This is a genomic window from Vibrio coralliirubri (assembly GCF_024347375.1).
Taxonomy (GTDB): domain Bacteria; phylum Pseudomonadota; class Gammaproteobacteria; order Enterobacterales; family Vibrionaceae; genus Vibrio; species Vibrio coralliirubri.
In genome coordinates this window covers 592,812-608,592 of record NZ_AP025470.1, presented here as the reverse complement: position 1 = coordinate 608,592, position 15,781 = coordinate 592,812, and the positions used below count along the sequence as shown (strand labels likewise).

Sequence of the window (15,781 nt, the reverse complement as noted above, 5' to 3'; positions counted from 1 at the left end):
CTATTCCGTCGTCGATTTTCATAATATTTACAGAACGAACCGGAACATGTTGTCTATTTTTGCACGCCTTCCTATTTTGCACCGGGCTTTTATCGCATTTTTTAGTGCCATAATTTTCGTCGCGATTTTCTTACTCCCCGACGTCAACAGTTTGCGTGACGATTCGGGCGCTTTAGTTGTGGGAAAACATTACCCACTGACTATCAATGCCTCTGCGCTTATTAGCTCAAGTGACGCTCCACCGACGGCAGTGCTCAATTGGGAGAAATACACCGTTCGCTCTGGCGAAAGCACCTCTGTTTTATTTGAACGTATTGGCCTGTCATACCGCCTGCTGATCACGCTACTCAATACCAATGATGATATTAAGAAGCAGCTGTCTAATTTAAGACCTGGTGATGTCTTGCAGTTCGGCTTTGATGAAAACAACGACCTTATTCAGTTAAAACGACAACTTAGTGCGTTTGAAAGCTTCAAGATCACTAAGTCTGGCGATTCTTTCTCATCAAGTTTCGACAAAAAAGAAGTGGCCTACCAATACAATTATGCCGAAGCCAACATCACCTCTAACTTCTGGAACGCTGGCGTCAGCGCAGGTTTAACCGCAAACCAAATTATGGAACTGGCGGGCATCTTCGGTTGGGATATCGACTTTGCGTTAGATATTCGTAAGAACGACAGCTTCAAAATCTTATACCAAGAGAAAGTGGTTGAAGGTGAAGTGGTTGGTCGCGGTAAGATCATGGCAGCCGTATTCAAAAACCAAGGCGACTCATTTACCGCGGTATTGGATGATAAGAGCGGAAACTACTTCGATGAAAATGGTCGAGCAATGAAGAAAGCGTTCTTGCGCTCACCAATTGATTTTCGTCGCGTAACATCGAACTTTAATCCTACCAGGAGACACCCAGTAACCGGTAAGGTTCGCGCTCACCGCGGTACTGACTACGCAGCTCCTGTTGGCACGCCTATCTGGGCAGCCGGTGACGGTATTGTTCAGAAGTCGGGTTACAACCAATTCAATGGTAACTACGTGTTTATCCGCCATAGCAACACCTACATAACCAAGTACCTGCACATGAAGCGACGTATGGTGAAAACTGGTCAGCGCGTAAAACAAGGCCAAACCATTGGTACTTTGGGCGGTACAGGCCGTGTGACAGGCCCGCACTTACATTATGAATTCTTGGTTAATGGCGTACATAAAAATGCGCGTACCGTGAAATTGCCTCAATCTAAATCGTTAACGGGCAAAGCAAAAGCAACCTTTATTGCCAACTCAGAGATTCGACTGAATAACCTTGAGCGATACGGCCAGTTGCTAGCGACTAATTAAGCTACTAGCGACCAATTAGGTTAATAGCCATATAAACCAACGAAAAGAGCGCCCGTCAAGGTAATGCCGATCAGTTAAGTAAAAAAGACTGGTTGAACGATCCTCCAAGGATGTCAAAATCCGAGTGTTTCTTTAACACTCGGATTTTTTATGTTTCTTAGACAAGCCCTTAATCAAGTCCATAACTTCTCTCCAGAACAGCTCTCAGGGTTATCAGACCTGCTGTCCCCGGAACTCGTCGAACAGTGCCTCCAAGAATCTGGGGTTGCGACTATTCGAAAGCGCAGGTTACCAATGGAAATGATGGTTTGGAGTGTTTTAGGGATGTCCCTTTACCGTCATTTATCGATGGATAAAGTAGTCTCGCAACTTGATATTCTCCTACCGGGTAAGAAGCCATTCGTCGCACCTAGCGCTGTCATACAGGCACGTCACCGACTTGGTTCCGACGTTATGGAAGCCGTGTTCAATCACACTCAACGACTTTGGCACCGCAAGACTCCTCATCCCGATTGGCATGGGTTAACACTTCATGCTGTAGATGGTGTTGTGTGGAGAACACCAGACACTAAAAGTAATGATGAGCATTTTAGTAGAACAGGCAATAAAACAACGATATCTGACTACCCTCAAGTGAGAATGGTCTGCCATATGGAGCTGACCAGTCATTTACTCAACAGCGCTTCATTCGACTCAGTATCTAAAAGTGAAGTCGACCTTACGATCCCGCTTATTGAACAATCTCCCTCAAACAGCTTAACTATTTTTGACCGCGGATTTTACGCCTTGGGCTTACTGCATAAATGGCAAACCAGTGGCGATGAAAAACATTGGCTGCTCCCATTAAGAAAAGGGGCTCAATACACTGTGTTATCGAAGGTAGGCCGAGGACAAGAGCTCGTTGAGCTCAAGCTATCACCTCAAGCTCAAAAGAAGTGGGTTGATGCCCCCAAAACTCTCCAAGCTCGTTTAATCACAAAGACGATTAAAGGAAAAGAAGTCCGACTATTAACGTCAATGATAGACACGATGAAATATCCTGGTGCTGATATCGCCGAACTATATAGCCATCGTTGGGAAATAGAGTTGGGGTATCGTGAGATGAAGCAATACATGCTTCAGAACCAACTTACGTTAAGAAGCAAAAAGCCAGAGTTAGTGAATCAAGAGCTTTGGGGAATGCTGGTTGCTTACAATCTACTGCGGTTCATGATGTGTCAAATGGCCTATCATCAGAAGTCAGTGATGCCTTATCAAATCGGCTTTAAACAGGCTTCATTATTCCTTGTTGGACAGCTTCAATTATTACCAGCGGTCGCACCGGGACGAATCCCAGAAGTAATAAACTACATACTGGATATGTCAGAAAGCTTTGTTTTACCTGAGAGGCGAGAACGAAGTTACCCAAGAGCAGTAAAAAAGAGGCCTTGTCGCTATGCGACAAGGCCTCCAAGAAGACGCTAAACGATGCTTAACTTACAAGCATTACGCCCGTCAAGGTGCTCTTTTTTATGTTCATCGAACCACTACATCTACTATTTTTCAGGCTTCTTGTCTCGGCCTAGCATTAACAGACATGGTGTCAGTACCAAGGTTAGTACTGTCGCAAAAGCTAAGCCCCCGGCAATTGCCGTAGCGAGTTGTGACCACCACTGCGTACTCGGAGCGCCGAATTCTATCTTTTGATTAATCAGGTCGATGTTCATCTCTAACACCATCGGCATTAAGCCTAAAATGGTGGTGACCGTAGTCAGCATTACAGGTCTTAAACGTTGAACACCGGTTCTTAGAATCGCATCTCGCTTATCCAAGCCTCTTTTGATTAGCTGGTTATAGGTGTCGATCAGCACGATATTGTTGTTCACCACGATACCTGCCAGTGCAATCACTCCAATACCAGACATCACGATGCCAAACGGGCGCTGGAAGATTAGCAGACCAACAAACACACCAACCGTTGAGAACAACACCGCACTCAAAATGAGGAATGCTTGATAGAAACTATTAAACTGAGTAATCAGAATCAAAGCCATTACCGCCAAAGCAACCAAGAAAGCACTTTGTAAGAAGGCGGAAGAGTTTTCTTGTTCTTCATTTTGCCCACGGATACGAAATTCGACACTACTCGGTAGCCCCAATTCACTCAACGCTTGCTCAATCTTTGGTAGCTCGAGTGCAAGGTTATAACCCTCTTCCATATCCGCCATGATGTTCACCACACGCTTACCATCAAGGCGTTTAATCGTATCTTGCTTATGGTCGGGAACAATCTGAGCAAAGTTGGTGATCGGCACCAAGCCTGCAGGTGTTTTGACTCTCAGCTGGTCGAAGCGTCCAATATCCCTTTTATCATTCGGGTAACGCACCAATATATCGACCTCTTCTGAAGAGTCATCGGGCAGATAATCACCAATCTTGAGACCATTCGTCACGAATTGAACGGTATTCCCCACTAAGGTCGCATCAGCTGCAAAGCGCGCGGCATCGTCGCGGCGAATATCCACCTTCCAATCGATGCCGTCTTTACTCGCGGTATCACTGATATTGGTCAGTGCCTGATTGCCATCTGCCCAACCTCTAACGATTTTTGCAGCCTGATTAAGTTGCTCTGGCGTTCTTGCCGACAGCTCAATCACTAAGTCATTTTCAACCGGAGGCCCAGCATCAGGAAACTTATATTCAATCTCAACACCAGCGTATTGATCGGTTTGTACCTTCAACTCATCAATGATCGCTTTAACGCTGCGGCGGTATTGCCAATCCACAGGGGTGATCGATATCAAACCAATTTGGTCGTCACCACCCGTTCGAGTGTAAACGGTATCGAACTCATCATGGTTGAGCATCATCAGCTCAATATCGCGCATAATGTCGTCTTTTTCTTGGATAGACAGATCACCATGAGAACGAACTTTGACATTAAAGAATGGCGGATCAACCTCAGGAAAGAACTCTGCTCCAAGACCCGCTTTGGAGTAAGTAAACCCAACAGCAACCGCGAGCAGTATCGCACTACAAAGAATCTTAAAGGGGTGTTTAATTGCAATCGACAGTGTGTGGTAATACGCCTTGGTTAAGCCTGTCGCTTGTGAAAAGTCACCATTATGCAGTGCGACCATTCGAGCTTGGCTTTTAGACGATACGTATTGAGGTTTACCAATCAAACCGCCTAATACAGGGACAAACAACAGCGCCATAATCAATGAAGCAGTTAATGTCGCGATCAGAGTTAGTGGTAAGAACTTCATGAATTCACCCGTCACATCCGGCCAAAACAACAACGGAGCAAATGCGGCCAAGGTTGTGGCTGTGGATGCGGTTATCGGCCACGCCATCCGTTTCGCTGCATCTCGGTAAGCGGCTTTGCGCCCTTCACCCTCTTGCATTCGCCTGTCTGCAAATTCGGTCACCACAATCGCACCGTCAACCAACATACCCACAGCCATGATCAGAGAGAACAACACCACGATGTTGACGGTTAAGCCAAACACCGAAAGAACCAATAACCCAGTTAGAAATGAGCCAGGGATTGAAATACCCACTAACAAAGCGGTACGCACACCAAGAATCGCGATGATAACGATCACCACTAAAATGATGGCGGATAGAATATTGTTTTGCAGATCATTAAGCATGATCTTCACATCTTTAGATTCATCCCAGGTGTATTTGACCAACAGGTTATTGGGCCATTCCGCTTGCTGCTGAGCGCCTGCCATTACTGCTTTGACTAGCTCAACGGTTTCGATGATGTTCTCACCTGCACGCTTCTTGATATCCAACACCACCGCGGATTTGCCATCTAAACGAGCAAAGCTTTCAGGATCTCGAAACGCTCGACGAACCGTGGCGACATCGCCAAAAGTGACCACCTGCTTGCCATCCACTTTAATAGGTAACTCAAGCACGTCTTTTAAGGAATTAAACACTGAAGGGACTTTGACAGAAAAACGTCCATAGCCAGTATCAACAAAACCAGCGGCAACCACTCGATTGTTCAGAGCGATCAAGTTATAGATATCTGCTTGATCTAAGCTGTAGCTCTCCATCAATAACGGATCGACAATGATCTCGACGATGTCATCGCGATCGCCCGCAATATCGACTTCAAGGATTTGGCGATAGCTTTCTAATTTATCTCCGAGTTCTCGGGCAATTTGCACTATGGTGCGCTCAGGAACGGTACCGAATAGCACAACAGACAAAACAGGTTGCTCAGAAGCCAGCGTCACCTCATTTACGGTCGGCTCGTCACTGTCTTCTGGCAGTTTTGGTTTAGCCAGATCAACCGCGTCACGCACATCGGCCATCGCTTTAGTGAGATCAACGCCGACATTAAACTCCAACACAACAGAGGCATGGCCTTCTGCTGCGGTTGCTGTCATCTCTTTTACGCCCTCAATCGACCTCAGCTCTTGCTCTATCGGCCTAACCAATAAGCGTTCGGCATCGGTTGGCGAAATACCTTGGTGCCCAACAGAGACATAGATAATCGGGATAGTAATGTCTGGGCTCGATTCTTTGGGGATCGTGATATAGGTGACGACACCAGCTACGAGGATTAACGCCAAAAGGGAGAGCATTGTTCGAGCACGAGACAAGGCTGCATCAATAATTGAATACATCGGCAATCTCCTACTCTGCGGTTACATTTAAGAGTTCAGCACCTTGCTCAACAGCAATCACAGAATCACCATCACGCACAAAGCCTTGACCTACGGTGATGATGTCGACGCGTTGACCCAGCCCAGTGAGCCACACTCCATCTTGTTCTGCCTTTACAAGCTGAATACCTACAAACTTCACCGTTGGTGAGTCACTAGCAGAGAGCAAGGTTTTGACCCCTAGGTTACCCGCCTCATCCAATGCCAGCATCGCCGGTGTTATCTTGATTGCGTCTCTTGTTTCTAGGTTGAGTTTTACTTCGGCACTGACACCTGCAGGTAATAGACCCTTGGAATTATCGATTTCAATCTCGATTGGAAAAGTATTGGTAGAAGCAGAAGAGATTCGAGAAACATAACGTAAGCGGCCTTCCGCTTCTTCTCTTCCCAGCAAGCGAACCAAGGCGGACTGATTAACTAACAAATGCTGGATATGACGTTCACTGACATCGGCTTCGATGACCAGAGGATCGAGATCAATCACGCCCGCAACCGGATCGCCAACCCCAACAAAGTCACCAAGCTCAACCATTAAGTCTTGAACCACACCCGAAAAAGGCGAAGTAATGACAGTATTCTTTAAAGCCAATTCCGCATTGCGCATCATGGCTTTTGCTTCTGTTAATGAAGCCTCTGCTGTGGTGTAGGCGATTTCGCCTTGCAGCCCTCTTTTCTTCAGTGACTGCGCCGCTTTAAACTCTTTCTGCTTCAAGCGATATAAAGCCGAGGCTCGCTCTAGTTGAATCTCTAAATCACCCTTATCTATCTGGGCAATGGCTTGTCCAGCTTTAACCATATCCCCCTTAACAACGTTCAATCTGACAATCTTGCCCGCGACTTCTGCACCTAGACGAGCATGCCGATCGGGCGCCGTTCTTCCATAGAGATCAATCGTTTTAAAGGTCGGTGATGAGGTGAATGTTTGAAAGGAAACCTTAGCCAACGGAATTTCTGTCGCCTTTTTTTCAGGTGACTCTTCTGCTTGCCCTACGCCTAAACCAAGCCAGATCGACAACAACACGACTAGAGTCAGAGAAACCAGCCACGGCTGCTTCAATTTCTGAAAAAGTGGTGAGTTAGAAAATAGAGTGGGCATAACAAATCCTTTTGTCCGATGTAATTCAGGCGCGCTAGTTGGCTTAATAGCGTGATGTGCAACTTCCTTATGCACAAAGATAACCTTAACAGACCAATCCTCAACGAAGTTGGACGCTATCGACAGTTTAAAAAATATGCCGTGTACTAAAAATGAGAGGAATGCCTTGAAAAGTAATAAGTTACTAAGTAAAAACAAAAACGCCGAACATAAGTTCGGCGTTTGAAATATTTCTAATGCAGCTTTGAGCTCAAGCTATTTTCAACTCATGCTATACGCTGAATGATGCACCACAACCACATGTTGTTGTCGCGTTCGGGTTGTTCACAAAGAAACGAGCGCCTTCTAGGCCTTCTGTGTAATCAACCATGCCGCCCATTAAGTACTGTAGGCTCATTGGATCAACAACCAGCGTTACACCGCTGTTTACAATCGTAGTGTCGCCATCATTTACTTTTTCATCAAATGTGAAGCCGTATTGGAAACCGCTACAACCACCACCTGTAATGTACACACGTAGTTTTAGTTCTGGATTTTCTTCTTCAGCAATTAGCGTTTGTACGCGGGTAGCTGCTGCATCAGAAAAAGACAATGGGATATTTACTTCGCTCACGACAACCTCTCTTACCTGTGTCAAAAACAACATGATACAAATCTAATTCGAGACCATAGTTGTTGAGTATTTTCTTATATTCCGGTGATTATCTAATACCTGACTGAAACGTTCAAGTATTCACCACAGGATCGGTCCTTTTACTGCTGTAAACTCACCAATATCTAACAATTAAAACGTGTAACCACACAAAACAACCAGATTCGGGTGATTATCTGGGCGAAAGCATTCCTAGTTGGATTAGGGATAGGTACAATGCGTGCCAATTGGTCCGACAGTCAAAAGAGGATATATCAATGACCAAATCAGCAGAGCTGTACGAAAAAGCACAGCAAACTATTCCTGGTGGCGTAAACTCTCCAGTTCGTGCATTCAATGGCGTAGGTGGTTCTCCAATCTTCGTTGAACGCGCTGATGGCCCACTTATTTTTGATGCTGATGGTAAAGCGTATATCGATTACGTTGGCTCTTGGGGTCCAATGATCCTTGGTCACAACCACGCGGTTATTCGTGACGCTGTTATTGCAGCAGCTCAACGCGGCCTTAGCTTCGGTGCTCCAACCGAAACTGAAATCAAAATGGCTGAACTTGTCTCTGAGATGGTTCCATCAATGGAACAGCTACGTATGGTGAGCTCAGGTACAGAAGCAACAATGAGTGCGATTCGTCTAGCTCGTGGCTTCACTGGTCGTGACAAAATTCTTAAGTTTGAAGGCTGTTACCACGGCCACGCAGACAGCCTACTGGTAAAAGCAGGTTCTGGCGCACTGACTTTAGGTCAACCAAGCTCTCCTGGCGTACCGGCTGACTTTGCTAAGCTGACGTTAACGGCAACATTCAACAACCTAGATTCTGTACGTGAAATCTTCGCGGCAAACAAAGGCGAGATCGCTTGTATCATCGTCGAGCCAGTCGCGGGTAACATGAACTGTATCCCTCCTGTAGAAGGCTTCCACGAAGGTCTACGTGAAATCTGTGACCAAGAAGGTGCATTGCTAATCTTTGATGAAGTAATGACAGGTTTCCGCGTTGCTGAAGGTTGTGCTCAGGCTTACTACAACATCAAGCCAGACCTAACGTGTCTTGGTAAAGTGATCGGCGGCGGCATGCCTGTGGGTGCTTTCGGTGGTCGTAAAGACGTGATGCAATACATCGCACCAACTGGCCCTGTTTACCAAGCGGGTACGCTTTCAGGTAACCCTGTTGCAATGGCTGCTGGCTACGCATGTTTGAACCTTCTGCGAGAAGAAGGCAACGAAAAACGTCTAGCTTCAAAAACTAAGCAGTTGGCAAAAGGCTTCAAGCAACTTGCTGACAAGCACGGCATCCCGATGCTAATTCATCAAGTTGGCGGTATGTTTGGTTTCTTCTTCACTGACCAAGAAACTGTGACGTGCTACGAAGATGTAACTAAGTGTGATGTAGAACGCTTCAAGCGCTTCTTCCACCTAATGTTAGATCACGGTGTTTACCTTGCACCTTCAGCATTCGAAGCAAGCTTTACTTCTCTTGCTCATGGTTCAAAAGAACTTGATGCGACACTAGAAGCTGCTGACCGCTCTCTTGCGATCATTGCTGCTGAAAGCAAATAATCGAAAGCACTTTATAAGTTGCTAACCGATTGAATTTAGGGCTGCATTAAATGCAGCCCTTTTTTATATATCGCGTTCATTAGCCACAAATATGACTGCTTATTTAGCCGTCGATTAAGGCTAAAACTGAACCAAAAGCGATTAACGTTCCCAGAAAAGAAAAACCAACAGCATCAAGGTACCAAGGAACATTCTGAACCAAGGGATCTCTTTTTTTGTTTGCTGTTCTTCGTCTTGGCATTTCTTATCTTTATTACAGCATCCCATTATCAAAACTCCTCATTGCTAACTCTCTGTTTTGCAGCCATTATAAACTCAGAACGCAAATATAGAGACCATTACCGTGTCAGAAAAACTCAAAATCAATTCCAGCCACTGGGTGATCATCATTGCCCTACTCGCGGCGGCTTATGCTTGTTACCTGCTTATCGAGCCATACGTTAACTCTATCGTGATGGCCTTTATCATTTCACTATTGATGTTCCCAATCCATGAGTGGCTTGAAAAAAAGATCCCGAATAAAGAAAACATCGTCTCTCTGCTGTCTTGTATCATACTGACCTTCATTATTGTTATCCCTTTATTGGCAGTATTCGCAGCAATTGTTCAGCAAGGTTCTCTGTTCTCTCAGAATACTTACCAATGGGTGACTCACGGTGGCATTCAGACTCTGTTTGCTCACCCGTTAGTGGTCAAAGCGCTGTCATTTGTGAATAACTACCTGCCTTTCGACAACATTGAGCCCCAAGCCATCGCACAAAAAGTCGGTGAGTTTGCGACCAGCTTTGGTTCTAAGCTAGTTGGTATCAGTGCGAAAATCTTAGGTGACGCGACCAATTTCTTAATGGACTTCTTCTTGATGCTATTCGTTTTGTTCTTCTTATTAAGAGATCATGACAAAATCATCAGTGTGGTTCGTCATATTCTGCCGCTGTCTCGTAGCCAAGAAGACAAACTTCTAACAGAGATAGAGCAAGTATCTAAATCAGCAGTCATGGGCTCATTCTTAACCGCAATCGCGCAAGGTTTTGCCGGCGGTTTAGGTATGTGGATTGCCGGTTTCCCAGGTCTATTCTGGGGTACCATGATGGGCTTTGCCTCTTTCATCCCAGTTGTGGGTACCGCATTAATCTGGATTCCTGCAGCAACTTACTTGTTCCTAACTGGTGATACCACGTGGGCGATTTTCCTAACGGTTTACTGTGTAGCGATTGTTGGTTCAATTGATAACTTACTACGTCCGCTGCTAATGCAAGGCAGTGCAGGCATGAATACCCTAATGATCTTCTTCTCACTATTGGGCGGTATTCAACTGTTTGGCCTAATTGGTCTTATCTACGGCCCACTGATTTTTGCGATTACCATTGTCCTATTCAACATCTACGATGAAGAGTTTAAGGACTTTTTAAACCAGCAAGACAAGAGTTAATCAACTCATTAGGGTCTGTTGAACTTTCCAGGTGATTTTTGCAGCACTTTGTGGGAAATGTCTACAAGGCAGAGGGTTTGATGTGTAGCTAGCCTACATAAGAAACCGATAACGCAGTAGAAATGAACCACAAAGGCTGCCCGAAGGGTTCGGTTAGAATCGTTTTATGCTTTGTTAAGAAGTATTTACTTAGAATCACTAAGCTACATACTTCTTGCCGCGCCTAAAACGATTCCACCTCGAACAAAATTTAACCGCGAAAGATCAACAGACCCTAGTAACTTGGTTGCCGAACGAGTATTAAACACTTCAAGCTTTGGGCGGATTATGCGAAAATCCGCCCTCATTTTTTGCTAACGATTCAACAGAGTGTCCTATGTCAGCTTATATTGCCCCAAGCCAGATTGCTCAACGCCAGCTCGCCTACTTTGAAGGAAAACATGTTTTAGTTGCCGGTGAGGCAGAAGACTTGTTCCCTGTTGAGTTAGCCAAGCACTGTGAATCTGTCTCTGTGTTTACTTCTAATTACAGCTACTACCGTCAACTGGAGGGTTGCAACACCATCCAACGTTTTTACGGGGCTGAGTTTACCGAAGAGACCAAAGCCGACTTAGTGATGCTGTACTGGCCAAAAGCCAAAGCAGAAGCGGAATTTCTATTGGCGATGCTATTTGCCAAGCTAGGCAAAGATACCGAAATCGTCGTGGTTGGTGAGAACCGCTCAGGCGTGAAAAGCATCGAGAAGATGTTTGCTCCTTACGGCAAAGTTGTTAAATACGATTCAGCGCGTCGTTGCTCTTTCTACTGGGGTCAATGCTTCGAGCAACCACAAGCGTTCAACCTACAAGACTGGTTTAAGACCTACACGGTTAACATTGATGAACAACCTTTGACGGTAAAAAGCCTTCCTGGCGTCTTCAGTCACGGTCAATTCGATGTCGGTAGCCAACTTCTGCTGGATACTCTGCCAAAACTAAAAGGCAAGGTACTGGACTTTGGCTGTGGTGCAGGCGTATTGGGCGCGGTAATGGCATCTCGTAACCCAGATATCGAGCTAGAAATGTGCGACATCAGTGCATTTGCCGTGGCATCAAGCCAAGCAACGCTAGAAGCGAATGGTTTAACGGGTAAAGTCTTCGCGTCCGATGTCTATTCTGATACTGCACAAGACTACCAGTTCATCATCAGTAACCCACCATTCCATTCAGGCTTAGACACTAGCTACAGCGCGACTGAGACCTTACTTGCTCAGGCTCCTAAGCATTTGAAGCGTTCTGGAGAGATGATTATTGTTGCGAATAGTTTCTTAAAATACATTCCAATTATTGAACAAGCATTTGGAAAATGCGCGACTCTAAATAAGACCACTAAATTCGCGATCTATCACGCAAACAAATAACCTATCTAGCACAGCGCAGGGTCATTATCTGCGCTGTCTGTTCATATTTTTGTCAAAACTCTATAAAAATGAGCTTTTGCACACGCTTTAAATACCACTTACTTGTCAAAGTAAAAAAACTCGTTAATTTCGTTAAATTGGAACCCGTTAATTCTATTCTCTGTACTTGTTTTCGCCCCTTTTAGCAGTACATCAAAGGAAAGTAGTACCCAATTTATGTTTAGATTCTATCGTAAGCAGAAGTTTAAGCGCCTTCAAAATACCCTAATGCTGGCATTTCTTGTCCTCAGTATTACCCCAGTGACACTTATCGCGATATTTTTCCTCCAATCGCACAGTCAGGATCTCCAGGAACAAAGCACCTCACACCTTGTTTCGGTTCGTGATACTAAGCAGCAGCAAATTGTCGATTACCTACAAGCTCAAGAATCCCAAGTGATGGGCTTTGTTCGCTCAGAATTGGCCAATGCCAGTGGCGGGCGATTTTATGGTTTGATCAATGCATTCCAACGATTGGGGTTAGATATTGACGAGGCTCGCGGTAATGCACAGCAGCGCTACATTCAAGGCTCTGGCGATCAAATCAAAACGTCGATTCTTCCAGAATCTAGTAGCTTTATTGGCAGCGAGCGTTATCGCTTACTGCACAAGCGCTACCATAATGCTTACCTAGAACTGCTTAAACGCTCTGATTTTGACGATATTCTCTTGGTTGATATCAACGGTAATGTCGCTTATTCCGTCTTTAAAAATGACGATTACGGCACCAATCTGCTGACAGGAAAATACAAGGATTCCAACCTAGGTATTACCTTTCAACGACTAGCCAAAGACGTAACCGACCGACGCAAATCTAACGAAGATTACACGCCGGTTATCGTTTCTGACTTTAAAGACGAGAATGGCAAACAGACTGCATGGTTAGGCGCACCTATTGTTCAACAAGGCTACCTGCACAGCTACGCGATGTTTAGGCTGCCAATCAACGGCATTACTAAGCTGATTGCGGATCTCAACAAGAGTTCGAATATTCAAACGCTGCTTGTAGGTGATGATCACCTGCCGCGTAGCCTTGCCCATTCACAAGAATCTATCAACTTGAGCCTAGACGTTGTTGATAAAGCATTGGCTGGCGAAACGGCGGTTGGCACCTTCGACAACACCCTAGATCAAGCGATTATCGCAGCATATACACCAATTGAGCTGAAATACGCAACATGGGCTCTTGTCGTAGAGCTGCCAGAAAAAGAGGCGTTTGCTCGTATTCATCAGTTAGAAAAGATCTTCGTGATCGTGATGCTAACGGCGATCATTCTCGTCGTTGTTGCATCGCACTATCTGTCTAACTTCATCACCTCCCCACTACTTAAACTGACCTGGGCTGCCGAGAAAGTATCGGCGGGTGATCTCGATGAAACCATGATCAATACCGAGCGCAAAGATGAGATCGGCCGACTCGCGGTGAGCTTCGAAAGAATGCAGCGCTCGATTCGTGAAAAAATGCAGCTCATCAAAAGTCAAAATGATGAGCTTGAGGACAACCTTAAGACCATTCAAAAGCAAAACGAAGAGTTGCAACTGGCCAACAAACTTAAAGATGAGTTCTTAGCGACCACTTCACACGAATTGAGAACACCACTGCATGGCATGGTGGGTATCGCTGAAGCCTTGATATCTGGAGCGAACGGCCCTATTCCTGCCAATCAGAAGTATCAGTTGGATATCATCATCAATAGTGGTCAGAGATTGGCGACCTTGGTTGATGATCTGCTTGATTATCACAAGATGCGCTATGGCAGCTTAGACATAAAGAAATCAGCCGTTGATTTATCTGCAGCCACCAGCTTGGTCCTAGAGTTGTCTCATCACCTATTGGGCAATAAGCCAATCCGTATTATTAACCAAGTCCCAAGTGATTTAGGGCTGGTTTCATCGGATCCTCAACGACTTGAGCAAGTGATGTATAACTTGGTCGGCAATGCCATCAAGTACACCTCAGAAGGTAAGATTGTTATCTCTGCCAGCGTTATCGATGACAACATTCGTGTACAAGTTGTCGATACTGGCCAAGGTATTCCGGCCGAGTATCTTGAGCACATCTTTGAGCCATTGATTCAAGCAGGCCAAGATGCGAGTAACTACCGCCAAGGTGCAGGGCTTGGATTATCGATCAGTCGTCAGCTGATCGAGTTAATGGGCGGTTCACTGTACGTAAGTAGTCAACCAATGCTTGGCACTACGTTTAGCTTTACCCTGCCCCTAGCGACTCAAGATGAGCTGGACAGTTACAACGAATCCGGTCACTACTCGCACTTCCAAGCGCCGGATTTAATTGATAACGGCCAACAAGAAAACAGCGTTATCAGTGAGAACCCAGATGGCCCGTTACTGGTTATCGCCGATGATGAGCCGGTTAACCTGCGAGTATTAGACAGCTTCTTGAAATTAGAAGGTTATCGAGTACGTACTGCATGTGATGGCCCGGAAACCATTGAACTGATTGAAAAAGAGAAGCCAGAGCTGCTTCTACTCGACATCATGATGCCAGGAATGAGCGGCTATCAGGTTTGTGAAGCACTGAGAAAGCAATACGATCATGCTCAATTGCCAATCATCATGCTAACAGCCCTCAACCAAGCAGAAGACCGTGTTCGAGGTTTCGAAGCTGGCGCCAATGACTACTTGTCTAAACCGTTCAACAAACAAGAATTAGCGGCTCGAATAACAGCGCATCTATCAGCAAGTAAAGCTGAACAGAGACGCCTTGAAAACGACCAGCTGCAACTCGAGCTCAAACATAGAGCGATGGTTGAAGCTAACTTGCTAGAAACTCAAGGCCGCTTATTAGAGCAACTAGAATCGGCACCTGAAGCCATCATCTGTATTCGTGATGACCAACGTATTCGCTTTGCTAACGAAGCGGCGGCAAAACTATTCAGACGCGGGCAGGAGCAACTTAAACGCTCAATGGCCGACGAGATCATTGCGCCTAAATACCTTAAAGTGGAACAAGCCCACTACTGCGGTGACATTGATATCTATATAGACGACACACGTCAGCGCATACCAAGTGACATCCTTAAGCTACCTGAAGGTTCAGGGCTCGACACCATGTATATCTTTAATGTAGGTGGTGGAGTTAACTCAAACCGAATCAATAACCTTGAAACGGCGGTTGAGGCTCTCTCTAGTTATGCCTTTGAAGGCGACAAAGATAAGTTGCAGCAACTGAAAGAGCTTGGAGGAGAATTTACTCGTCTTGCTGACAAGGCAACCGGTGAAGGTAAAAACAAGCAAGAGTTGATGCGTGAAGTACTGGTCGATGCGATGACGAATGCCATCATCTACTGGGAGTCGGTGACTGGTGAAACCAAGTTCGCTTTCGCCGAGAAGAGTGGCTTGTGGCGCGTCTACTTAGACCGCAGTACGCTGCAAACTCGAACGCTAGACAAATACCTACGCGTCGAAACCCTACCGAAAACGCCTCGCTGGCGAACGGTACTGAGCTCAATCGAATTCATACTGGAACACTGCAAAGAACAGACGCCAGAAAGAACCCATATTGAGATGCTAAGAGATAAATTGCAGAAACTACTGACCAGCTAAACCCTGAACCAACATCACTAAATTAGCCCACCTAGCGTGGGCTTTT

The 15,781-nt window shown here is 45.6% G+C and carries 10 protein-coding genes; 6 read left to right on the top strand and 4 right to left on the bottom strand.

What is annotated here, in order from left to right; translation table 11 throughout:
* Positions 1-46: 46 nt before the first annotated feature.
* A complete protein-coding gene (locus tag OCV20_RS03005) occupies positions 47-1,336 on the top strand; it encodes a peptidoglycan DD-metalloendopeptidase family protein (protein WP_050633594.1) in 1,290 nt (429 codons plus the stop codon).
* A 150-nt stretch (positions 1,337-1,486) separates the two neighbouring features.
* Positions 1,487-2,800, top strand: a complete 1,314-nt coding sequence (locus OCV20_RS03000; protein WP_086775497.1) for an IS4 family transposase — start codon at positions 1,487-1,489, stop codon at positions 2,798-2,800.
* A gap of 71 nt (positions 2,801-2,871) precedes the next feature.
* Here the strand turns inward: OCV20_RS03000 and OCV20_RS02995 are convergent, their stop codons facing one another.
* From OCV20_RS02995 to erpA, 3 genes are all read right to left on the bottom strand, one after another.
* On the bottom strand, positions 2,872-5,961 hold the full coding sequence (locus OCV20_RS02995; protein WP_086774153.1) for an efflux RND transporter permease subunit: 3,090 nt from the start codon (positions 5,959-5,961) through the stop codon (positions 2,872-2,874).
* 10 nt (positions 5,962-5,971) lie between these two features.
* A complete protein-coding gene (locus OCV20_RS02990; RefSeq protein WP_086774154.1) occupies positions 5,972-7,096 on the bottom strand; it encodes an efflux RND transporter periplasmic adaptor subunit in 1,125 nt (374 codons plus the stop codon).
* A 271-nt stretch (positions 7,097-7,367) separates the two neighbouring features.
* Positions 7,368-7,709, bottom strand: a complete 342-nt coding sequence (gene erpA, locus OCV20_RS02985) for an iron-sulfur cluster insertion protein ErpA (protein ID WP_004734539.1) — start codon at positions 7,707-7,709, stop codon at positions 7,368-7,370.
* A gap of 296 nt (positions 7,710-8,005) precedes the next feature.
* Here erpA and hemL point away from each other — a divergent pair, with 296 nt between their 5' ends.
* On the top strand, positions 8,006-9,301 hold the full coding sequence (hemL, locus tag OCV20_RS02980) for a glutamate-1-semialdehyde 2,1-aminomutase (protein WP_086774155.1): 1,296 nt from the start codon (positions 8,006-8,008) through the stop codon (positions 9,299-9,301).
* Between the two features lie 141 nt (positions 9,302-9,442).
* On the opposite strand, the gene OCV20_RS02975 is transcribed toward hemL, so the two are convergent.
* A complete protein-coding gene (locus OCV20_RS02975) occupies positions 9,443-9,568 on the bottom strand; it encodes a hypothetical protein (protein ID WP_004734537.1) in 126 nt (41 codons plus the stop codon).
* 76 nt (positions 9,569-9,644) lie between these two features.
* Between OCV20_RS02975 and OCV20_RS02970 the strand changes: the two genes are divergently transcribed.
* The 3 genes from OCV20_RS02970 to OCV20_RS02960 all read left to right on the top strand — a co-directional run bounded on the left by OCV20_RS02970 (position 9,645) and on the right by OCV20_RS02960 (position 15,735).
* Complete coding sequence (locus tag OCV20_RS02970; protein WP_048612315.1) at positions 9,645-10,730, top strand: AI-2E family transporter; 1,086 nt, start codon at positions 9,645-9,647, stop codon at positions 10,728-10,730.
* 376 nt (positions 10,731-11,106) lie between these two features.
* A complete protein-coding gene (gene rsmC, locus OCV20_RS02965) occupies positions 11,107-12,129 on the top strand; it encodes a 16S rRNA (guanine(1207)-N(2))-methyltransferase RsmC (RefSeq protein ID WP_048612316.1) in 1,023 nt (340 codons plus the stop codon).
* 216 nt (positions 12,130-12,345) lie between these two features.
* A complete protein-coding gene (locus tag OCV20_RS02960) occupies positions 12,346-15,735 on the top strand; it encodes a response regulator (protein WP_086774156.1) in 3,390 nt (1,129 codons plus the stop codon).
* The last annotated feature ends 46 nt before the right edge of the window (positions 15,736-15,781 follow it).

What these genes read in the sequence shown, in the direction of transcription:
- OCV20_RS03005 (WP_050633594.1), top strand. Translation starts at nt 47, where the DNA reads ATGTTGTCTATTTTTGCACGCCTTCCTATTTTGCACCGGGCTTTTATC.
- OCV20_RS03000 (WP_086775497.1), top strand. Translation starts at nt 1,487, where the DNA reads ATGTTTCTTAGACAAGCCCTTAATCAAGTCCATAACTTCTCTCCAGAA.
- OCV20_RS02995 (WP_086774153.1), bottom strand. Translation starts at nt 5,961, where the DNA reads ATGTATTCAATTATTGATGCAGCCTTGTCTCGTGCTCGAACAATGCTC.
- OCV20_RS02990 (WP_086774154.1), bottom strand. Translation starts at nt 7,096, where the DNA reads ATGCCCACTCTATTTTCTAACTCACCACTTTTTCAGAAATTGAAGCAG.
- hemL (WP_086774155.1), top strand. Translation starts at nt 8,006, where the DNA reads ATGACCAAATCAGCAGAGCTGTACGAAAAAGCACAGCAAACTATTCCT.
- OCV20_RS02975 (WP_004734537.1), bottom strand. Translation starts at nt 9,568, where the DNA reads ATGGGATGCTGTAATAAAGATAAGAAATGCCAAGACGAAGAACAGCAA.
- rsmC (WP_048612316.1), top strand. Translation starts at nt 11,107, where the DNA reads ATGTCAGCTTATATTGCCCCAAGCCAGATTGCTCAACGCCAGCTCGCC.
- OCV20_RS02960 (WP_086774156.1), top strand. Translation starts at nt 12,346, where the DNA reads ATGTTTAGATTCTATCGTAAGCAGAAGTTTAAGCGCCTTCAAAATACC.